Genomic DNA, 20,211 nt, shown 5'->3' with positions numbered 1-20,211 from the left:
TGACCCGGTGGAAGAGTCGAGGGGTTTCGGGCGGCCCGCACAACGTGAGGTCAGCCAGGCCGACAACGGGTGGCAGCGGAATGCGGCAGAAAGGGGTCGCCTCAAGGCTGACGAGACAGAACCCGACCTGGCGAAGATGTGGCCGCGAGGATTGGCTAATTACTTACTGTATGTTGACGGCTACTGTTAGTAATATACGGTGTCATGACGAAACCGTTCCGCAGCTTGACCATGCTGCTCACTGCTGCGGTAGCCCTCACCGCCACACCACACGCCGCCTCCGCCTACGCGCCCTCGCAGAACCCTCCCCGCGGCTGCGCCCAGAAGGAGGCCGCCTCCGGCAACTATTCCGCCAGGGTCAGGATCTGCCTCACCGAGACCTTGAGGAAGCGCGCCTTCGAAACCACCCTGGATCCGACCGACACCGTCACCCTGGAGTGCTGGCACGGCGTCGTCCTGTGGTCCAACACCCACTGCTCGATGAACTCGAAGCTGTCCCTATGGAAGGACGGCGTCCACGTCTGGACCGAGGACCGGAGCAACAACGTGGACATCGCCCGCAGCGGCAACACCAGCACCTACACCGACTACTACGCGTGCCGCGGAAACGGCGAGTACGAGCTACGGTTCGAGGGAGCCACGGCCTCGGTCCTGTTGCGTTCCGGGCAACGTGGCGGCAGCGTAACCATCCCGGCGTTCTCCGTGAAGGCGCGCGGCTGCGTCTGACGCCGGGCGCGACGGCATGTGAGGAGCTCCTCCAGACGGGGAGCCCCTCACTATTGCGTCCGGTCGCGCCGCCCCGAGCGGCGGGCCAATGGCCGGCCGCCACCTTCCTTCCCGTGACCGACGAGCAGATCCGCGACATGCTCGCGGACGCGGAAAACGTAGCGCCAAAATCGGTCCGATCCTCCAGTACCAAAGGCCTGCAGGTCGTCGTCAGGGGCGCCGTGAGCGCGGCATCGGCCAGTACGGCGATGGCGGGAGCTGTCTTACCGTGGCTCGAGCGGGACACCGCCAGATTCGTGACCCATTGCGGCGATCATCCCTCATGCCAAAACCCGGGCGACCGTGGAAGCCGGGGCCGCCCGTCGAGGCCGCGCCGGCCGCCGCAGCGGCCAAGCCGATCCGGATCGGGTACGCCCGCTGCTCGACGGCCCAGCAGGAACTCCAGAGCCAGCTCGACGCGCTCGCCCTAGCGAACTGCAAGCGGGTCTTCTCCGAAAAGATCAGCACCCGGGTCAAGACGCGGCCGGAGCTGGAAAGGCGCTCAAACTCGCCTACGACATCAAGGAGGCCGCCCCCGACCAGGAAGTCATCCTGACCGTCCACGAGCTCAAGCGGCTGGCCCGCAACGCCGCCGAGCTGATGACACTCTCCGGCCGGCTCCAGACCTCCGGGGTCCAGCTCGAACTCCTCACGGGCCCGCTCACTGGCATCTACGACCCCAACGGCATGGGAGCCATGTTCTTCGCCGTCCTGGCCGCCGCCAAGGGCAACCACGGCGGGCGCCCGAAGGCGGCACCGCCACCGCTGAGGAGGACGCGTTGCGGCGGGTCAGCCAGAGAGCCACCGTTCATTCGGTGTTCTGGGTGGTCACCGAACTGGACGTGCTGCGCCCGCTGGACCGGTGGGGTACCGACCCGGAGGCTTTGACCGACCACCTCGATGCGTTGCGAGACCTTCACGATCGTTCCGAGCCGGGCCCGGACTGGGAGACCGCGATGGCCACCCTGGAGTCGTTGACCGGCCAGCGACTCGATCCTGACTGGTTTGCCCGTCCTCAGTTGCTTGCGAAGGTGAACCGCCGTTAGATGCGCCCGCGCCGCGACCGGAGTCAAGATCATCCGAGGTGGGCCGCGTCCGACACGCCGTCGCGCGCGTTCTCCCTCGAACCTGGGCGGCGGCACGGATATTGATCAAGCAAGCAGACGCCTAACATCCCTCTCACCAGCGGAGACGCAGCAGATCGAGTCGGGTTGAAGTAGCCTCTCCCCGTTCCTCGAACGTGCGGAACCCTGATCGTGTTTTGTGGAACCTGGTCTCGATTGTTGGCACTTCCGGCGAAAGCGACAGCTCGGGTGAGTGTGAGCCACGCTGGCCGACAGGGTCACCATGTCGCGCGGTTCCGCCTAGCACGACCCCGCACATCGCTGCCACGGTGAAGGCGCAATGTCAGGCCAGGCGCGGCCGTACTCTTGCTGGTCACGTGACCATGGCAAGCTCGTAGGCCGAGATGGGACGGAAAGTGGACAGCGCTGCCACCAGGTCAGCCTCAGCGATACCCGAACCGTTGAGCATGACCAGCGCATCGCCCACCCTGGCGAAGACGGTGACCCAGGAGGACCCGGCACCGGTCCGGACCCATCGGTCTCCCGGGAGCGATTTGCATCGCAGCGGAACTCCAAAGTTCTTGGTGACCGCCAGGCAGGAATCCCGCGGGTTTCCAGCCGCGGCGGGCCAGACCGTGGCCTGGATCTCGGAGAATCCCCGATTCGGCGTGGCGTCCCGCCAGTACTCCAGCCAGGTGGACGGTTTCGGCTCCCGCTGCCCGGCGGCATTGAGATCCACATGGACCAGCCGGTAACCCTGGATCGCTGGAGCGATCAGCGGCACGCCGGACCTCTCAAAGCCGCGGACTTCCAACCAGGCCAGGATCTGCGGCTTGTACTGTGCCGCGCCCCAGGATCCGAGGGGCACGGCTACGGCCAGGGCCACCGCCCACCAGCGAAGGGGCGACATGAACGACCACGCCGACAGGGCGAAGCCGACCACACCACCGACCACGTAGACAGGGACGACAAGGACCGGTAGAGGGCCGAAATACTCCGGCTCCGGCACCGGCACCAGCACCGCGAGGGCACCAATGAGCAACCAAGTCGCAGAGCCCCCGACAAGACCGACCACGCCCCAGCACGGCAGCCCGGCCACCCGCGCGCCCACCGTGCCCAGGATTATCGCCAGGAGGAACATGGCCAGCGGGAGAACGGTCCTGTCGAGCTCTTCCCCCTGCATGTCCGCGCAGATGATGGCCGTGGGGATGCCCGTCACCAGCCCGATGAGGGCTGCACGCCACAGGACAGCCTTGGTGGATAAATCCTGCATGTCCCTATTGTTGCCGCTGACCATGCCAGAACGAGTCCAGAACAACTCAACGCGGGAGTCCCCAGGGTTTCTTGGCGGCTGCGTACACGATCTTGATGGGGCGGGATGTGGATGGCCTCCCGATTCCGGGAGGGCGGCCACCAGTTGTGGCCGCCGACCTGGAGCCGGTTCGGGGCGCGAAGGCGTCATGCCGACGGTTCAACGGCCGGTCGAGAAACCGCTGTACGGCCTCGACCCGTCGGCGGCGCGAAGACTTCGGTTCAGTCGTGCCACCACGTTCTACCTGTTCGGCAGCGCATGTCCACGCGCGTATGGCTGTCAGCTGTGCAGACGGACGGTGACCGTGACGCGGCCCGCTTCGTCACGTCTGGCGACCGCATGCCCGGTGCGCTCGACCCCATCCAACTGCAGCGATATCGGACCGCCTTCGGCCAAGAAGTTACGCCACCACATCTTGGCGTCGGGGAACTGAACGCCGATCGTGACAGTTTCGGCCGCACGCCGGAAGGCGACGGGCGTGCTGAAGGTGCGTCCCGAGCGGCGTCCCGTGTAGGTGACGACCGTGAGGCGTCTGCTGATCAGCCGACCCCATCGAGGAGAGGAGCGCAACGTCAGGACACAGGAGTTGAAACGGCCGATCGCTCGCTTCGGAAGCGGCCCCTGGTATCGCACAGAACCTCCATCACGACGGGTGTCTCTTGCCGCCAACGTAACCCGATAAGTGGAGAGCCTCATCCACTTGATCTAAAGTGAGAAACATGATCGCTCAGGCATCTCGCATGCCGACCGTCCCCGCCGCGGTCGCGGGGTTGCGCGCCGACGCGCGGCAGAATCGCGACCGCATCGTCGAGGTCGCCCGCGAACTGTTCGCCGAGCGCGGACTCGACGTGCCGATGGCCGCGATCGCTCGGCGTGCCCATGTGGGCGTCGCGACGCTCTACCGCCGTTTCCCCACGAAGGAATCGCTGGTCACCGAGGTGTTCGCCGATCAGTTCGAGGCGTGCGTGTCGGTCGTCGACGACGCGCTGGCCGACCCGGACCCGTGGCGCGGATTCTGCACGGCCGTCGAAAAGGTGTGCACCATGCAAGCCGCCGACCGTGGCTTCAGCGCGGCCTTCACTGCAGCGTTCCCGGATGCAGTCGACATCGAACAGGAACGCAACCGCGCCATACAGGGCTTCGCCGAGCTGACACGACGCGCCAAGGCGACCGGGCGGCTGCGCGCCGACTTCGCGCAAGACGACTTCGCCCTACTGCTCATGGCCAACGGCGGCATCATCACCGAATCAACCGAAACGGCCCAGGCCGCGTCCCGACGACTCGTTGCCTACCTGCTCAGCGCCTTCCGCGCCGAACAGGCCGAGCCCCTCCCACCACCCGCCCCACTCAACCTGCATGACGTCCTGAACCCACCGACCTCCACCACTCGTCCCGCACCGCCAGCCAGCACCAGACTGGAACCAGCGACCTGATTCCCCGAGGCCAGAGCAGACCACGGCACTGCTGATTGCTCGCATCGGCAGAGAAGGACGATTTCGCCGGCACCGAGCCCTCGCAGACCATCCACGAGGACGAGCGCGACGTCGTCCCGGACGAACCCGAGCCAGGGCAGCTTGGACGACTCCTCCGCGGCATCGGTCAGCACGACTGCTCCGCCAACCCGATCACGTCGCGGATATGCTCGGTCACCACCGTAGGGACGTCCGCGATCTTAGGCGCTCCGATCGATCGACGTCCTCCGAACCCCCGGAAACCGTCACCAATCTGCGCGAACCCTCAGATCTTAACGACCAGTGATCAAGCCCGCGGCCCGTTCAGCCGTATTCCGGTGACACCCGCATCAGAGAAGAACTGGGTTGCCAAACCGCACCAACTTCCACGTACCGGGTCCCCGGGTGCTGCCGCGTGCGCTGTTGGGAAAACGCGGTTTTGCGAGAGGTTCTGAGAACGACGCTCGGAACGGACCGGCCATCGCCGGGGTGGTGCGGTGAGGGCAGGTTATCTCTCTCGCAGTCGCGCTACATCAGTTACCGGTCCGAGGTGGCCGAGCTTGTCGGGATTGACCACCGAGTGGATGGCCTGGATCACGCCGTCGGCGATGTCGAGTTCGACCACGCTGGCCACGCGCCCTTCGGCGTCGTACATCACAGCGCCCGGCCGGCCGTTGACCCAGGCCAGCCGGAGGGAGACGCCGAGCATCCGGACCCGGCGGAGCCCCGCGACGAGCAGCTGTGCGACGCGCCGCGGCTCGGTCGCCGGCTTCCCGAGCGACTGCGCCTTGCCGCCGCCGTCACCGTGGAAGACCACGTCGGGCGCGAGCATGCCGAGCAGCGCCTCCATGTCGCCGCCCGCGGCGGCCTCGAAGAACCTGCGGGCGAGTTCCTCGCCCGCAGCCCGCCGCGCCGGGGGCGGCGCGCTGTCGCGCACCTGACCCCCCGCGGCGATGCGCTGCCTGGCGCGCGCGAAGATCTGCCGGCAGTTCACCTCGGTCTTGCCGATGGTCCGCGCCACCTCCGGGTAGCCATACCCGAACACCTCGCGCAGCATGAACACCGCCCGCTCCACCGGCGAAAGGGATTCGAGCAGCACGAGGAACGCCATCGACAGCGAGTCGGCCAGCTCGGCGTGCTCGGCCGGCCCCGGCCCATCGGCGGGGACAACGACCGGCTCGGGCAGCCAGTCCCCCACGTACGTCTCCCGCCGCACCCGCGCCGAACGCAGGTAGTCGATGCCCAGCCGCGTCACCGCCGTCGCCAGGTACGCCTTCGGATCGGCGATCGTGGTCCCCGCCTGCCGCGCCCGGGTCAGGCCGAGGAACGCGTCCTGCACGATGTCCTCGGCGTCGCCCACGGATCCGGTCATTCCGTAGGCGATGGAGAACAGCAGCGGCCGGTAGCCGAACGCGCCCGTCTCATCCGCTGACCCAGGCACGGAATCCCTCCCGCCAACTCGCGTAGCGCGGCTCATTCTCGTTCGAGGACGCCTCCGCACGACGTGCAGCAGCGTATCCGAGACGCCCGGCTCGTCGATCACGTCGGGCGCCGCGACCGGCACGGTCTTGTCCACCTGCCCCGCCCGCGCCGACGACGCAGGCTGCCGAGAAGATCGCCATCAACAACTGGGTGATCCGCTCATGAAATACACCTCTGCTTGTCGAAAGAACCGGGCTGTGTGTGCGCGTCAAGGCGGTCAGAGTGGGCGACGCCTGGGTGGTGGTGCTCAACCGCCGAAGGCCGGTGCGTTGTCGAGTGCCCAGTCGGCGAAGGTGAGTGCGGGCCGGCCCAGCAGTTCTTCCACGGTGCTGGTGGTGGGGCCTGGGCGGTTGGCGTAGTCGGCCAGGGAGCCGAGCAGGCGGGCGGGAACCTCCTCGGGCAGCCCTTGCGCGAGCATGCCCTGCCGTACCTGCTCGGGCGGGAGCTCCTGGAAGGACAGCGTCCGGCCGATGGCGGCGCCGATGAGCCGCACCTTCTCGAACTGGTCCAGTGACTGCGGCCCGGTCAGCGTGTAGATCGACCCCGTGTGAGCGCTGCTCTGGAGGGCGCGTACGGCTACCGCCGCGATGTCGGTTTCGTGGATCGGAGAGGTGGCGGCCTGGCCGTACGCGCCGCGCACCACATCACCGGCCTTGATCTGGGGCGCCCAGGCCAGTGCGTTGGCGGCGAAGTCGGCCAGGCGCAGGACCGTCCAGTCCAGGCCGGAGCTTGTGACGAGGTCCTCGGCGAGCGTGAACTGGGCCGCGAAGCGGGCTTCCCCCGCTGGATACTCCACGGTGATGGCCGACAGCAGCACCGCACGCCGTACGCCCTGCTTGACGGCCAGCTTCAGCAGTTCGCCAAGGCCGGGGCCGGTGGCACGCGGGCTGATCTGTATTGCTTCCACCCCTTCCAGCGCCGCCTCAAGCCACTGGGGATGAAACAGGTCACCGCTGACGGCTCTCACGCCATCAGGAAGCCGGGCCTCGTCGGGGTTGCGGGTGACCGCGGTGACGGCCGTGCCCTCCTGCAGCAGCAGGTCCAGCACCTGACGGCCCACAACGCCGTTGGCTCCAGTGATCAGAATCATGATGGTGGTTCCTTTACTCGATGTACGGATCTGACTGATGTGGCATCGAGGCATGCCGCGGTCGCGGGGTTTGGGTCGCTCTGGGGAAGACCGGTCACCAGGCGACGGGGCCCAGGCGATCGATGAAGATCCCGGTCGGCCCGTCGGCGTCGATCATCGCGAGTTTGACGATCGAGTCGGTGCCCTCGGTGACCGTCAGCTGACCGGTGTGATTGTTCATGTCGGTGGCGGCGAACTTGCGATTTGCGACTTCTCCCGGAGTGGCGATGTTGAATTTGATCTTCGGGAGCGCCTGGGCGTACCGGACGGTGATCATGTTCAGCGCCGCCTTCGACGAGGTGTAGGCGAGCTCGTGCATTTTCGAGACGGGCTGCTCCGGATCGGTCACGACCGCGAAGGAACCGCCACCGCTGGACACCATCACCACCCGCGGATGGTCCGCCGCCTGTAGCAGGGGGAGGAACGCGTGGGTGACCCTGATCGGTCCGTACACGTTGGTGTCGTAGACGGAATGAATGTCGTCGACCGTCGCGTCTGCGGGCGCGATCATCTTTCCTGGCGCGCCGGCGTTGTTGATCAGCACATCCAGCCGGTCAGTGTGCTCCCGGACGAGCCGCACGGCGTCGGTCACCGACTCGTCCGAGGTCACGTCCAGCGGGACCATGACCACGTTCGCGCCGCCGTCAGTCAGTTTGTCGGCGGCTGCCCGTCCTCGACCCTCATCACGCGAGCCGAGAAAGATCGTCCACCCCAGCTCGCCGAGCCGCCGGGCCGCCTCAAAACCGAGTCCCTTGTTGCCTCCGGTGATCAGCACCGAGGTCTGTTCCGAGTTCGTCATGGCCTCTAAGACGACACGCCCCGTTCGGCTGTGACATGGTGTGAGCGACCTCACAACCGGGAGCCCGTTGCGGGCTGGTGGCTGGTTTTCGTTCCGGGGTTGGTGTCGATGAACCGACCTCAGGCATCAGCACCCTGGCGGGCGGCCCAAGCCCGCAGCTCTTGTACGGCTTCCTCTCGAGCCGCCGATCCCCGTTCGACATGCCAATCCTGCAGGTGACGGATGGCGGCCCCCACCATCGGTCCTGAAGGAATGCCGAGCACCTCCATCACGGCCGTGCCGTCCAGGATCACCGGAACGTCGGTCCGCCGCCGATACTTGTCCGCTTCCTCAGCGGCACGGGCCCACTCCTCGCGCTGCCCTTCGCGTTCCTCGTGCCACTCGTCATAGGTCGCCGCCCACAGGGCGCGCCTGGCCATCCACTTCCAGTCGTCCTCGTCGCTGCCGTGCCCCAGCTCCACCGTCAGGAACAGGTCGGAGTCATCGCCGGGGACCACACCGAGGAGCGCGAGGGCCGCATTGATCGGCCAGTCCTGCCATGGACCGCTGAAATTCCACGAAAGCGCCGGGACCGGCACCCTGGCGCCGGCCCGCCACACCGCGGCGGATTGCCGGCCATGTCCTCCGTGAAAGTCCGCCTCCACATAGGCGACCGGGCCGCCGTGTGACCACTCGCTCAATAACTGCTCGAAGGCTGCGGACACCAGAGAGAATGGCCGTTCCTCAGTCAACATGCCACGGTTCCGTGTCGGCTTCGAGCCGCTCAATTCCTCGATCAGCGACGTGGTGACGGGAACCAGTCCCATGTGCTGTTCGAGCGGGGCGACCAACCCCATCCGAAGCTCGGCGATATCGCGTCTAAGTTGATCGAATCCACCGACAACAGCCTGCAGGTGATAGGGCATGATCGGATGGTAATGGTGGCGGCGTGTCCCAGTGGACGTACTCGACCTTCTGACACCGCGCCCCGACCCGACCCTGTCCGCCGTCGCTGTCGCCGCAGGCATCGCGGCGGTCGCGCCGTCCGCCGCATACGCGCTCGGTCCCGGGCGGGTCTGCATGGAGCGCGCCTTGCGGCGTCGGTGTATCCGCGGGGACCACGACAAGCTTCGGGAGCGGACCGTCCAGCAGCAGGCGCCTGGCGACCGCCCCGACGACGCCGTACGGGACTCGCGAATCACCGAGCCCCTGCTCGAACCGCCCAAGGAGCGGAGGTTCGGCAAGGGGCCGGCGTTCCTGTGCGGCGAGCGGCCTTCAGGTCCGTGGAAGAACCACGGTCAAAGGTTCTTGGGGTCAACCGGCACTGAGATATGTTCGTGCGTAATCAACCACTTGTCACCTGACCGTCGACAACAAACAGTCGATCGTACCCATACCGCGCGATGCACGAACGCGACATCTCCACTCGTCGCGATGGTGAGGTCGTGTGTTTCCAGGTGAATGGGGCCATCGTATTCATTGAACCACCGCGTAAAGTTGCGGCGGACTTCATCGGTCCCCGCGAACTGGAGAGGTGGAACAACATCGTAATAAACGATGGGTGTAGCTCGTTCTCAGGGCTGGCGTGATCAAGCGGTGATGGCAACGCTTGGCCGGTCATTTCCGTTGGAGGGTTGCGAGGTAGTGGGCCGTTGAGTTCTCGAAGTAGGTGATATCGGCGAGCTCCCAGCCGGTTCCGTTGGCGAGTTCGGCGAGTTCGCGGGGTGCCAGGTTGAGGTAGTGGAACCAGGACGTTGCGACGTCGTGGTAGCGGACCCGCATGGTGCGTTGTCCGGCTATGCGGCCCACCCGGAGGTTGCGTTCGTTGTAGGGCAGGTGCAGGGGGTCGGTGGAGTCGGTCAGGTTCCGGCCTTGGCCGACGATGATGGCGCCGGGCGTGGCCATCGCCGCCAGTGCTCGCAGGAATTCTGGAGCCCTTTCCCGGCTCTCCAGCAAACCGAGGTTGGCGCCCAGGAGTAGGAAGCTGTCGTATCGCTCCCCGGCCCGGGCATGCTCCTCGACCGTGCCGAGCACGACAGACTGGACCCCCTGCCATCGGCACACTTCGAGCGCGCCCGGTGAGACGTCGAGCGCCGTGACGTCGTGGCCTCGCAGGAGTAATTCGCGTGCGGCCCGTCCTCCGCCAGCGCCGATGTCCAGGACCCTGCCCTTGAGCAAGTCCAGCGCTTGGCGTTCACCGTCCGGCCATTGGCCGATCGGCGCGATCCACGGTTCGACGGTCACGGGAATCACCAGCCCGTCGCCGCGTTCCGCGATATGGAAGACTGTGGCTGCAGCCGGGTCCAGCGATGCCTGGTAGGCGTCACGCAGCATATCCCCGATCGCATCGCCGATACGAGGACCGAACGGTTCCGTCCGTTCTCCCTGGCGCTCTCCTTCGGTTGCCTTGTCGCCTGCCTCATCTGCTGCGGCGTCGCCGGAGACGCGGACCGTGGGGGCGTTCATCCTGTTCCCTCTGTTGAAGCGGGTGGAAGAGCCGATGGCTCGGGGCGGGCGAGCGGGCGGAACGTGACGAGGAGCATCAGGAGGACCCCGGCGCCACACCATGCTCCGATGACGGTCGAGGTGGAGAAGCGTTCGCTGAGGGCGCCGGTGGTCAGGATCGCGCCGCCCTGGGCGATCTGGATGCCGCTGTTCATGACGCCGAATGCCCGGGCCCGATATTCGTGCGGAAGCACGTCTTTGAATAGCGCCTGGGCGGCGGGAAGCAGCAGCGACATGACCACGCCGGAGGCGGTGACCAGGAGTAGCACGCCGACGAGCGGCGGGTCGAGTAGCGCAGGGACCAGGGTGAGAGGGGCCAGGACCGCCAGTGGGCGGATCAGCCGGGTCCGGGTTCGCGATCGAAGCAGCCGGGTCAGTATCAGGCCGCCGATAGCGACGCCGAGCGGGTTCGCGGCCATGATGAGCCCCTGGGCCGCGCCTCCGCCGTCGATCTCGGACGCCCAGGCCGCCGCCAGGCCCTCCGGAACGATCACGAAGGTGACCGTTGCGAAGGCGATGAACGCGATGGCCCGCATCACCGGATCACCGAAGACGACGGCGTACCCCTGCCGAGTCTCCCGCCATAGCCCGGTGCGGTGGGTGGCCGCGAGCGTCGCCGGCCGGAGCTTGACGTAACGATGCAGCAGGAACGCTGAACCGACGAAGGTGCCGGCGTTCAGCAGCAGCGCGGCATGCGGACTGTAGCCGGCGATCACTCCTCCGGCGGCGTACCCGAAGACCTGAGCCACGTGGAAGGTGGTGTTGTTGAAGGCGACGCCGAGTGGATACCGGTCGCCGGTCAGGATGTGCGGGAGCTGAGCGGAACGGGCCGCCTCGAAGGGCGGGGCGAGCAACCCGCTGGCGAACAACAGCACCAGCAGGACCGCCACCGGCACGCCGGGGATCGCGATCAGCCCGATGAGCGCCGCTCTGACCAGATCGCAACAGATCATTACTGAGCGCGAGGGATACCGTTCGGCCACTGCCGCGAGTAACGGTCCCGCGGTGAGCCACGGCAGATACCCCACGGCGAAGGTGGCCGCGGAGACCAGCACCGAGCCGGTGCGATCGAAGACCAGCAGCGCGACCGCTGCCTTGCACAGATAATCCCCGATCCAGGAGAGCACGCTTGCGGTGAAGACCGCACGGTACTCCACCAGAACGAACAGGTCTCGATAGCGCGCGGGCCGTTCCTCATCCGTCGCCGGACGAATCATCCATTCTCCGCGGTGTGCTCCACGAAAAGGGCCGGCTTCGCCGAAAGCTGCGTGCCGGCCGCGGTCAGCTCATCTGGGCTTAGGGCCAACTGGTGTCCTTGCAGGTCATGAGGCACCTCCCTTACGGCGCTACAGCACGGTGATCGCCAAGAATCCTTAGCTTCTAGATCATCTAGCCATAGATACCGCCTTTCGGCAAGCCCAATTCCACGGCCTCGGTGGTGAGGAAGAGCGCCGCGATGGAAGCGGCGTTCTGCAGCGCCGAGCGCGTCACCTTGGCCGGGTCGAGGATGCCCGCCTCGAACATGTTGACGTACTCGCCCGAAGCGGCGTTCAGGCCCTCACCCGGGGTGAGGTTGCGAACGCGCTCCACCACGACGCCGCCCTCCAGACCGGCGTTGACCGCGATCTGCTTCAGCGGCTCCTCCAGGGCCTTGCGCACGATCGCCGCGCCCGTGGCCTCGTCACCGTTGAGCTCCAGCTTGTCGAACGCCTTGGCGCCGGCCTGCAGCAGCGCCACGCCACCGCCGGGCACGATGCCCTCCTCGACGGCCGCCTTCGCGTTGCGCACGGCGTCCTCGATGCGGTGCTTGCGCTCCTTCAGCTCGACCTCGGTCGCCGCGCCGGCCTTGATGACCGCCACGCCACCGGCCAGCCCCACAGGGCCGGCCTGCGCATGATCATGTCGACGCCCGAGCTGGAGGGCGAGGCGCTGAAGGCGTTCACCATGGCGGAGGGCCCGCTCACGGAGGCGATCGCGGCCCGCACCGGTGCCGACCCCGCGCGCGACCTGTCCGCCGCCGTCGCGGGCGCCATCCGGGTGGCGGGACGGCACTGGCTCGAACCCGGCAACACCGACTCCTTCGCCACCGTCCTGCGCCGCGCCCTGTCCCGTGTCTTTCCCGCCACGCCGTCCGAGGCGCGCCTGCTGCCGCTCGATCCCACACGACAGCTGATCGGCTCGCAGTGCTCCGGAGCCCTGGTGCTTGATCACCTCGGTCTCCTTGCCGGGCGACCTGCCTGCACCGACACCACCACGCGGCCCTGGCTCGAGGAGCGCGGGGTGACGGTGCTGGATGCGCCGTTCCATGCGGAGGGCGCGATCGCGACCGCGGGCGGATGCCTGGCATCTGTCTATCTGGCGGCATGGACGCTGCTCCACACGGTCGGCGAGGCCGCCGCCCGGGCCGCGATCGACTACGCGGCGCCCGTAGGTGAGAAGGAGGAGGTCGTTCAGCGCGTCATGTCCACGGTGGGTGCGGTCGAAGCGGCGCTGCGCTGACTGGCCTCACAAGGGTCAGCGGGTGGACTCGCGAACCATCAGGTCGAAAGGCGCGATGTACTCGCGGGCCGGGCGTGACGGGTCCTGGATGCGCGCGGTCACCAGCTCGACGGCCTTGGCGGCCATCCACTGATGGTCCGGGGCCACGGTGGACAGCGAGGGCACCATGTAAGCCGACTCGGGGATGTCGTCGAAGCCGATGAGCCGGACGTCGTCGGGGACCCGCACGCCGCGATCGGCGAGGCCGCGGAGGACTCCTTGGGCGACGGTGTCGTTCACCGCGACCACGCCGTCGACCTCGTGACCAGCGTCGACCAGGCGGTGGGCCGCGTCGCGGCCCCATTCCAGCGTCATCCCGTCGAGGGCGAACAGCAGCGCCGGATCGGGCTCGAGCCCCCGTTCGGCGAACGCGGCGAGGTAGCCCTGGTAGCGGCGCGTGACCACGTTCACGCGGTCGAGATCGTTGCCCGTCACGATCGCGATCCGGCGGCATCCCCGGTCGATCAGGTGGCTGGTCGCCGCCTTCGTGCCTGCTTCGTTGGGCATGGCGACGTGGTCGAATTTCGCCCCGAAGTTCTGCTCGCCGAGCATCACGATCGGGTAGTCGCCGGCCAGCCGTGAATCCTGGGGGTCGACTCCGACCGCGCTGAGGATCAGCCCGTCGAAGTGCAGGGTGTACGAATGGTTGATCGCGTCGATCTCCCCGACCGCGACCGCGCCGGTCTGCTCGATCGCGACGTGGAAGCCGTACGCCCTCGCCTGGTCGATCACGTGGGCGGCGAGCTGGCCGAAGTATGGCCGGTCGATCTCGGGCACCGCCAGTCCGATGACGCCGGTCCGCCCGGATCTGAGGGTCCGAGCGGAGACGTTGACGCGGTAGCCCGATTGGCGGATCGCCTCCAGCACCCGGCGGCGGACCTGATCGCTGACTCCGGCCCGGCCGTTGATGACGTTGGAGACCGTCATCTTCGACACGCCGGACAGCTTGGCGACGTCGCTCATGGTGACCATGCCGCTCCTCAGGTCCTGCCTCCTCCGGTCGGATCCGACCCGACCGCGTCCGACTGCGGTCGCCGCTGCCTCGAGCCTACTGCGCCCTCATGGGCGGGCGTGCTCACCAGCGGACGGCTGCCCTCGCGGACGAACACGGGGATGCGTTCCAGCGGCGTGGCGGCCTCGATGGTGCCGCTGTCGTGGATGTCGCCGGTGGCGAGCTCCACCCAGCGCGTGCCCTGGGGGAGGTAGACGCTCCGGCCGGCCGCCGCGGGGGCCAGCACGGGCGCGACCAGCAGGTCCGGGCCGAGCATGAACTGGTCGTCCACGGCCCAGGCCCGTTCGTCGCCGGGGAAGTCGAACAGCAGCGGGCGCAGCACGGGCTCGCCCCGCTCGTGTGCGGCTTCGGCGAGCCTCATCAGGTACGGCTTGAGCCGTTCGCGCAGGAACAAGTGCTCGCGGAGGATCTCGTAGGCGCGCTCCCCGTAGGACCAGACCTCGTTGTCCGCTCCGGTCTGCTCGGCGGTGAACGGGCCGGACGGCTCGCGTACCCCGTGCAGGCGCATGACGGGGCAGAACGTACCGAACTGGAACCAGCGGATCATCAGCTCCCGATACTCCTCCGAGGCGGGGTCGCCGCCGTGGAAGCCGCCGATGTCGGTGTTCCACCAGGGGATGCCGCTGAGCGCGACGTTCAGCCCGGTGCGGACCTGAGTGGCCAGCGCGTCCCAGGTGGGCCCGATGTCGCCGGACCACAGGGCGACGCCGTACCGCTGGCTGCCTGCCCAGCACGAGCGGACGAGTGACAGCGGCCGTTCGACGCCTGCCTCGGTCAGCCCGTCGTGGATGCCGCGGGCGTGGTAGTGGCCGTACATGTTGCCGACCTGCCGTCCCGGGCCGGCCCCGTACAGCGCCTGCTCCGCCCTGCGCGGGGTCAGATCGGGCTCGCCGGCGTCCAGCCAGAACCCCTCGACGCCCAGGTCGAAGTAGTGCTCACGCAGTTCCCGCCAGAGCTTGCGCCGGGCATCGGGAACGGTCGCGTCGTAGTAGGCGGAGGGGACGAAGCTCTCGCCCCGTCCCTTGGCCGGCCAGTTCTGAGTGAGCAGGCCGCCCGCCACGCTGCCCACCAAATGTCCGGCCGTGCGCAGCTCGGGGTAGTTGTCGCTGTCGGCTTCCACGGTCGGCCAGACCGACACCACCAGTTTGACGCCGAGCTGGTCGAGCTCCTTGACCATGGCCTGCGGGTCGGGCCAGAACTCCGGGTCGAAGCTCCAGTCCCCCATGCGCTCCCAGTGGAAGTAGTCAGCGACGATCGCCGACAACGGCAGGCCCAGCTCCTTGTAGCGTCTGGCCACGGCGAGGAGTTCGGCTTGCGTCCGGTAGCGCAGCTTGCTCTGCCAGAACCCGGCCGCCCACTCCGGAATGAGCGGGGCGTGGCCGGTGGCGTCGGCGTAGCTCGCCATGATCTGGGCGGGCGAGTCGCCTGCCGTGATCCAGTAGTCGATCTGGTACGCCGAGTCAGCCACCCAGCGGGTGGCGTCATGGGCCAGTTCCACCCTGCCCATCGCCGGGTTGTTCCACAGCAGCCCGTATCCGCGGGAGGAGAACAGGAACGGGATGGTCGTGGTGGTGTTGCGCTGGACGAGGTCGATCACGCAGCCCTTCTGGTCCAGCAGGCCGTGCTGGTGCTGGCCCAGGCCGTAGACGCGTTCGTCGTCGTAGGCGCGGAAGTGCTGCTCGAGGCGGTGGCTGCCGTCCCCGAGCGGGGCGTGGACGCGCGGCCCCCGGTGCCAGACGTAGGGCTGTTTCTCGGCGAGCAGCTCTCTGCCGGTCTCGGTGTGGACGAAGCGGAGGCGTCCGGCCTCGACCTCCGCGGTGATCCGGCCGTTCACGATGGCGCTGTCCCGCTGCTCCGGGCGTGCCCCGGCGGGTGGGGTGGTGAGCGCGCCGGGCAGGTCGTTCCTGATGGCGTCCGGCGCGGAGCGGACCCGGAAGGCGTGCGGGCCCCAGGGTTCGACTTGCAGGATCTCATCCGGGGTGGTCTTGATGATCAAGGAGTCCTCCTGATGACCGCCGTGACGAACGACCAGGGCGGCAGGTCGAGCGTGTCCCCGGCGGCCGTGGTGACGACCGGTGTGACAGGTGATGCGGTGAAGGGCCGGCCCTCGTCCGGGCCCGCGCCGGCGAGCGTCGTCACCGTGGCGACCGCCGGCTCGAGTGGCTCGGCGAGCCGTATCGACGCCACGCGGGCGGTGGGGTGGGCGTTCACGGCGCGGATCACGTACTCGGTGCTGCCGTCGGCCGCCGTCCGCGAGGCCGCGCCGACGACCACCCGGTGCTCGGGACGCAGGTCCTGTTCGTAGTCGTGCCGCAGTTCGCCGTCGACCCACACGCGTACGCGCGCGCCGTCCAGGCGTACCTTGACGCGCACCGGGACGCCGGTCCGCACGCCGTGCCAGTGCAGCGGCCCGTGGTCCTCGTTCGTGATGCCGTCGTCACCGCGGATCACGACCGTGGATTTGTTCTGCCAGGACCCGACGTGCACCTGCAGGTAGCTCTCACCGCCGAGTTCGACGACGAACCCCTCGTCGCCCGCCCGTCTGGTGGCGGTGAGCTCGAGGGTCGCCGCGGCGGGGTCGATGCCGCCGAGCTCCACGGGCTCTCCGCCCGGGCTCGTGCTCACGGCCTGCCGTACGACGCCGTCGAGCACGATGTCGGCGTAGTCGACGCTCGCGCGCTGCGAGGACAGCCGCACCGAGCCGGTCTTCGGCAGCGTCACGGGCTCCGGCTCGACGCCGCCGAGCGTGACGGGGTGGAGCCTGCTCCCGCGTTCGCGGGAGAACATCGCCTGCACGTGGTACGAGGCCGAGGGCAGCACCTCGGTGGCGGTGAAGTAGATCAGGTCGGGGGTCCACTGCGTGTGCCCGGCCCTGGCCAGGAGGGGTGCGTACGACGCCAGCCGCACCACGCCGGGGCTCCGCTCCAGGCCGATCATGTAGGCGGCCTCGGCCAGGGCGGATCGTATGGTGTTGCTGCGTGCGGCGTACTCGCCCACGTAGACCTGAGGGCCCGGCTCGTAGGTGAGGTAACGGTCGACGTTCTGGTGGAACCATCGCGGGTTGCGGTAGCCGTGCTCGTCGACCATGGCGGTGCCGCGGGCGCGCGCGAAGGCCCAACCTGCCTCGTAGTCCCGGCCGAAGAACTGCGGCCCGGACGTGCCGATCACGCAGATCTCCGGGTGGTGCTCGCGCACGGCGTCCTCGATGCGCGCGTAGCGGTCGCGGAAGTCGTCGGTGATCTCGTCCTCGTTGCCCAGCCCGAGATAGCGCAGATCGAACGGTTCTGGATGGCCGAGTTCGGCTCGGCGGGCGCCCCACGGCGTGTCGGGCGAGCCGTTGGCGAACTCGATGAGGTCGAGCACGTCCTGGATGTAGGCGTCCATCCCGGCGTCGTCGATCGCCTGGGGGCCGCCGGGGGTGTTCTGGCAGCACACCCCGGCCGCGACGACGGGGATCGGGGTGGCCCCGCTGGCCTGGCAGAGCTCGAAGTACTCCACGTAGCCGATCTGCCGTGACTGGTGGTACCCCCACAGGCTAGGCAGCTGGCCGCGCTTGTGGCGCGGGCCGATGGTGGTCTTCCAGTGGTAGACGTTGTCCAGCCCGAGCCCATGGGCGAGACAGCCGCCGGGGAAGCGGATGAAGCTCGGCGCCAGGTCCTTGAGGGCTTCGAGCAGGTCGGGCCGGAAGGTCAGCGGCTCGCCGTCGGGACCGGCCGGCCGCAGCGAGACATGATCGAGGTCGACGGTGCCGCTCTCGGGTATCTCGATGCGCAGTCTGCCCTGGCCGTCCGCGACCGCGATGAGGGTTGCCTCGTACCGGTGCCAGCCGCCGGGCCGCACCGTGACCTCCGTACTGGCGAGGTCATCGACGGCGGCGACCAGACGGACCGGCTCCCCCGCGGTGCGGGCGAAGAACGAGAGCCGGAAATCCTGCCCTCCGGTGACGGCGATGCCGTCCCAGCCGTCGTTGACCACTGTCACCGGCCCGGCCAGGCGCAGGTAGTGGGCGTTGTTCGGATGGATGGGGGCGTCGGTGCGGACCTCGACCCGCTCGGCCACGTCGGGGTGCCACGCGGTCAGCGCGTCCCACCCGTCATGGTCGGCCGCGCTGAACTCGAAGTCGCCGTTGCGGACGCGTTCGGCGTTCAGGCCCCCGTCGAGCGCGTCGTTGAGGTCCTCGATGAACAGCCCCCACAACTCGGGGGCGACGCCGACGCCCTGGTGGGCGCCGACGTCGATGGTGATCCGCTCGGGCGCGCTCATGCGAGGCGTCCCTCCACGGTGACGAAGGAGTGTGCGGGCAGGTGCACCCGCAGCCCGGAGGCGATGGGCGTGACCCGCTCGTGGGAGCGGGGCGCGACGGCGTCCGGCGCCTCGGGCGTGTTGTGGGTCTGCGGCTTCTCGGCGGTGAGGACGCGGGAACGCACGTCGGCCACGGCGCCACCGCGCAGGTCCAGGTCCACGTCGACCGCCTCGGCCGCGTCCAGGTTGGAGAGCGAGATGAGTACGCGCCCGTCCTTACGGCTGGCCGAGATCGAGACCGTATTCAACGCCTCACGCGTGGGCACGCCCCCCGGGAGGTCTACCCGCAGCGAGGCCGCGTCCTGGTGACCCTTGTTCATCTCGAACACGTGGTACGTCGGCGTGAGCACGAGCGCGCCGGAGTCGGGGTCGGTGAGGATCATGGCTTGGAGCACGTTCACCGTCTGGGCGATGTTGGCCATCACCAACCGGTCGGCGTGACGGTGGAAGATGTCGAAGTGCACGCTCGCCACCAGCGCGTCGCGCAGGGTGTTCTGCTGGTAGAGGAAGCCTGGGTTGGTGCCGGGCTCGACGTTCCACCACGTTCCCCACTCATCCACGACGAGGCCCACGTTCTTGCCCGGGTCGTAGCAGTCCATGACGTTGGAGTGGCCGGTGATCAGCTCATCGATCCGCGCTGCCTGGGCCATCGTCCGGTAGTAGTCGTCGGTGTCGAACACCGTGGCATCGCCCTTGTCCTGCCACGTTCCGGGGATCGTGTAGTAGTGCAGGGAGAGCGCCTGGTAGAACGGCTGGGGCCGGTAGGCACAGCCCAGGTCGCCGAGCTGCTTCATGAGCGTCTCGGTCCAGGCGTAGTCGTCGCTGTTGGCGCCGGCGGCGATGCGGTACAGCTTGTTGTCGCCGTGGTCGCGGCAGTACGTGCCGTACCGGCGCGCGTCGTGGGCGTACTGCTCGGCGGTCATGTGGCCGCCACAACCCCACGCCTCGTTGCCCAGCCCCCAGAACCGCACCTGCCAGGGCTCGTCGCGCCCGTTGGCCTTGCGCAACCGCACCATCGGCGAGTCGCCCTGACGGGTGAGGTACTCCACCCAGTCGCTCATCTCCTTGACCGTGCCCGACCCGACGTTGCCGCTGATGTACGGCTCGGCGCCGAGCAACTCGCACAGGGCCATGAATTCGTGCGTGCCGAAGTGGTTGTTCTCCTCGACGTTGCCCCAGTGCGTGTTGACCATCGCGGGACGCTGGTCCTTCGGTCCGATGCCGTCCATCCAGTGGTACTCGTCGGCGAAACAGCCGCCCGGCCAGCGCAGGTTCGGGATGTTCAGCGCGCGCAGCGCCTCCACGACGTCCAGCCTGATGCCACCGGCGTTCGGGATGTCGCTGTCCTCGCCCACGTAGAACCCGCCATAGATGCACCGGCCCAGATGCTCGGCGAAATGACCGTACAGATGGCGGCTGATCAGCGGCCCCTCGACGTCGACATTGATGATGGCGGGCACGACAACATCACTCATGGACAATCCTTCGTTCGTAGTGCTCCTGATGCGTGCCCGGAAGAGGGCACAGCGGGCCGAGAACACCATGTATCGATAAAAGTGCTGGCAACTTTATCGATACATAAGGACTTGTCAAGGGGGTTCGCCGCCCGCGCGAGCTCGGTCATCGGCTCATGCCGCAGGGCCTCGTCACCGCTCAGCTCGCCGAGCTGCTCGTCGCCAAGCCCGCGGACGGTGGTGGTCAGGGCGGGTCGCGCGGTCGCGAGCGCGGTGAGCAGGTCGCCCCGTTCGGCGTCGAGGGTGGAGGGAGGCGTGGTGGCAGCGGTCGCGGCGTTCGGGCCCTTCGGATTGTTGTCGTTGACTGGCACACGACGACAGTCGCTGGGGAAGCGGCCAGGGAGTGTCCGCTTCTCAGG

20 protein-coding genes and 1 pseudogene are annotated in these 20,211 nt (G+C 68.0%); 6 read left to right on the top strand and 15 right to left on the bottom strand.

Annotated features, from left to right (window positions below; translation table 11 throughout):
• The first annotated feature begins 204 nt into the window (after positions 1-204).
• From ABN273_RS41975 to ABN273_RS41970, 4 genes are all read left to right on the top strand, one after another.
• Complete coding sequence (locus ABN273_RS41975) at positions 205-726, top strand: hypothetical protein (RefSeq protein WP_349455014.1); 522 nt, start codon at positions 205-207, stop codon at positions 724-726.
• Between the two features lie 88 nt (positions 727-814).
• Complete coding sequence (locus ABN273_RS59855) at positions 815-1,321, top strand: recombinase family protein (RefSeq protein ID WP_502911208.1); 507 nt, start codon at positions 815-817, stop codon at positions 1,319-1,321.
• Positions 1,285-1,653 carry a recombinase family protein gene (locus ABN273_RS59850; RefSeq protein ID WP_502911211.1) on the top strand — a complete coding sequence of 123 codons (369 nt, stop codon included), beginning with the start codon at positions 1,285-1,287 and terminating at the stop codon, positions 1,651-1,653. Before ABN273_RS59855 ends, ABN273_RS59850 begins: the two co-directional genes overlap by 37 nt.
• On the top strand, positions 1,581-1,811 hold the full coding sequence (locus tag ABN273_RS41970; RefSeq protein ID WP_349455013.1) for a hypothetical protein: 231 nt from the start codon (positions 1,581-1,583) through the stop codon (positions 1,809-1,811). The genes ABN273_RS59850 and ABN273_RS41970 overlap by 73 nt, the downstream gene beginning before the upstream one ends.
• 391 nt (positions 1,812-2,202) lie before the next feature.
• Here ABN273_RS41970 and ABN273_RS41965 read toward each other — a convergent pair whose 3' ends face one another.
• Together ABN273_RS41965 and ABN273_RS41960 are read right to left on the bottom strand one after the other, a co-directional pair.
• Positions 2,203-3,102 carry a hypothetical protein gene (locus ABN273_RS41965; RefSeq protein WP_349455012.1) on the bottom strand — a complete coding sequence of 300 codons (900 nt, stop codon included), beginning with the start codon at positions 3,100-3,102 and terminating at the stop codon, positions 2,203-2,205.
• 318 nt (positions 3,103-3,420) lie between these two features.
• Positions 3,421-3,774: a hypothetical protein gene (locus tag ABN273_RS41960; RefSeq protein WP_349455011.1), complete on the bottom strand. Its 354-nt coding sequence runs from the start codon at positions 3,772-3,774 to the stop codon at positions 3,421-3,423.
• A gap of 86 nt (positions 3,775-3,860) precedes the next feature.
• Here ABN273_RS41960 and ABN273_RS41955 point away from each other — a divergent pair, with 86 nt between their 5' ends.
• Positions 3,861-4,574, top strand: coding sequence for a TetR/AcrR family transcriptional regulator (locus tag ABN273_RS41955; RefSeq protein WP_349455010.1), 714 nt, complete (start codon positions 3,861-3,863; stop codon positions 4,572-4,574).
• Positions 4,575-5,100: 526 nt separating this feature from the next.
• Here the strand turns inward: ABN273_RS41955 and sigJ are convergent.
• The 8 genes and pseudogenes from sigJ to ABN273_RS41920 all read right to left on the bottom strand — a co-directional run.
• On the bottom strand, positions 5,101-6,033 hold the full coding sequence (sigJ, locus tag ABN273_RS41950) for an RNA polymerase sigma factor SigJ (protein ID WP_349455009.1): 933 nt from the start codon (positions 6,031-6,033) through the stop codon (positions 5,101-5,103).
• A gap of 288 nt (positions 6,034-6,321) precedes the next feature.
• Positions 6,322-7,164 carry an NAD(P)H-binding protein gene (locus tag ABN273_RS41945; protein WP_349455008.1) on the bottom strand — a complete coding sequence of 281 codons (843 nt, stop codon included), beginning with the start codon at positions 7,162-7,164 and terminating at the stop codon, positions 6,322-6,324.
• 94 nt (positions 7,165-7,258) lie between these two features.
• Entirely contained in the window at positions 7,259-8,002 is a 744-nt protein-coding gene (locus ABN273_RS41940; protein WP_349455006.1) for an SDR family oxidoreductase, read from the bottom strand.
• 119 nt (positions 8,003-8,121) lie between these two features.
• On the bottom strand, positions 8,122-8,907 hold the full coding sequence (locus tag ABN273_RS41935; RefSeq protein ID WP_349455005.1) for a hypothetical protein: 786 nt from the start codon (positions 8,905-8,907) through the stop codon (positions 8,122-8,124).
• Between the two features lie 372 nt (positions 8,908-9,279).
• Positions 9,280-9,540 carry a YybH family protein gene (locus ABN273_RS59845; RefSeq protein WP_502911210.1) on the bottom strand — a complete coding sequence of 87 codons (261 nt, stop codon included), beginning with the start codon at positions 9,538-9,540 and terminating at the stop codon, positions 9,280-9,282.
• A gap of 58 nt (positions 9,541-9,598) precedes the next feature.
• Positions 9,599-10,447, bottom strand: a complete 849-nt coding sequence (locus ABN273_RS41930; protein WP_349455003.1) for a class I SAM-dependent methyltransferase — start codon at positions 10,445-10,447, stop codon at positions 9,599-9,601.
• A complete protein-coding gene (locus ABN273_RS41925) occupies positions 10,444-11,703 on the bottom strand; it encodes an MFS transporter (RefSeq protein WP_349455001.1) in 1,260 nt (419 codons plus the stop codon). Before ABN273_RS41925 ends, ABN273_RS41930 begins: the two co-directional genes overlap by 4 nt.
• Before the next feature lie 172 nt (positions 11,704-11,875).
• A pseudogene (locus ABN273_RS41920) lies at positions 11,876-12,358 on the bottom strand (TCP-1/cpn60 chaperonin family protein); the annotation flags it as partial.
• Between the two features lie 21 nt (positions 12,359-12,379).
• On the opposite strand from ABN273_RS41920, the gene ABN273_RS41915 reads away from it, so the two are divergent.
• Positions 12,380-12,985: an acyl-CoA-like ligand-binding transcription factor gene (locus tag ABN273_RS41915; protein ID WP_349454999.1), complete on the top strand. Its 606-nt coding sequence runs from the start codon at positions 12,380-12,382 to the stop codon at positions 12,983-12,985.
• 15 nt (positions 12,986-13,000) lie between these two features.
• Here the strand turns inward: ABN273_RS41915 and ABN273_RS41910 are convergent, their stop codons facing one another.
• Genes ABN273_RS41910 through ABN273_RS41890 form a run of 5 tightly spaced genes read right to left on the bottom strand, consistent with a single transcriptional unit; the run spans position 13,001 to position 20,163 of the window.
• Positions 13,001-13,996 (bottom strand): LacI family DNA-binding transcriptional regulator, encoded by a 996-nt coding sequence (locus ABN273_RS41910; RefSeq protein WP_349454998.1) that lies wholly within the window; start codon positions 13,994-13,996, stop codon positions 13,001-13,003.
• Between the two features lie 8 nt (positions 13,997-14,004).
• On the bottom strand, positions 14,005-16,032 hold the full coding sequence (locus tag ABN273_RS41905) for a glycoside hydrolase family 31 protein (protein ID WP_349454996.1): 2,028 nt from the start codon (positions 16,030-16,032) through the stop codon (positions 14,005-14,007).
• Positions 16,029-18,299, bottom strand: coding sequence for an alpha-L-arabinofuranosidase family protein (locus ABN273_RS41900; protein WP_349454995.1), 2,271 nt, complete (start codon positions 18,297-18,299; stop codon positions 16,029-16,031). Before ABN273_RS41900 ends, ABN273_RS41905 begins: the two co-directional genes overlap by 4 nt.
• On the bottom strand, positions 18,296-19,813 hold the full coding sequence (locus ABN273_RS41895) for an alpha-N-arabinofuranosidase (RefSeq protein ID WP_349454994.1): 1,518 nt from the start codon (positions 19,811-19,813) through the stop codon (positions 18,296-18,298). Before ABN273_RS41895 ends, ABN273_RS41900 begins: the two co-directional genes overlap by 4 nt.
• On the bottom strand, positions 19,810-20,163 hold the full coding sequence (locus ABN273_RS41890) for a hypothetical protein (protein ID WP_349454992.1): 354 nt from the start codon (positions 20,161-20,163) through the stop codon (positions 19,810-19,812). The genes ABN273_RS41895 and ABN273_RS41890 overlap by 4 nt, the downstream gene beginning before the upstream one ends.
• Between the last annotated feature and the right edge of the window lie 48 nt (positions 20,164-20,211).

It is taken from the genome of Nonomuraea sp. B19D2 (genome assembly GCF_040137845.1).
Taxonomy (GTDB): Bacteria; Actinomycetota; Actinomycetes; order Streptosporangiales; family Streptosporangiaceae; genus Nonomuraea.
This window is presented reverse-complemented; position numbering and strand designations above follow the sequence as displayed.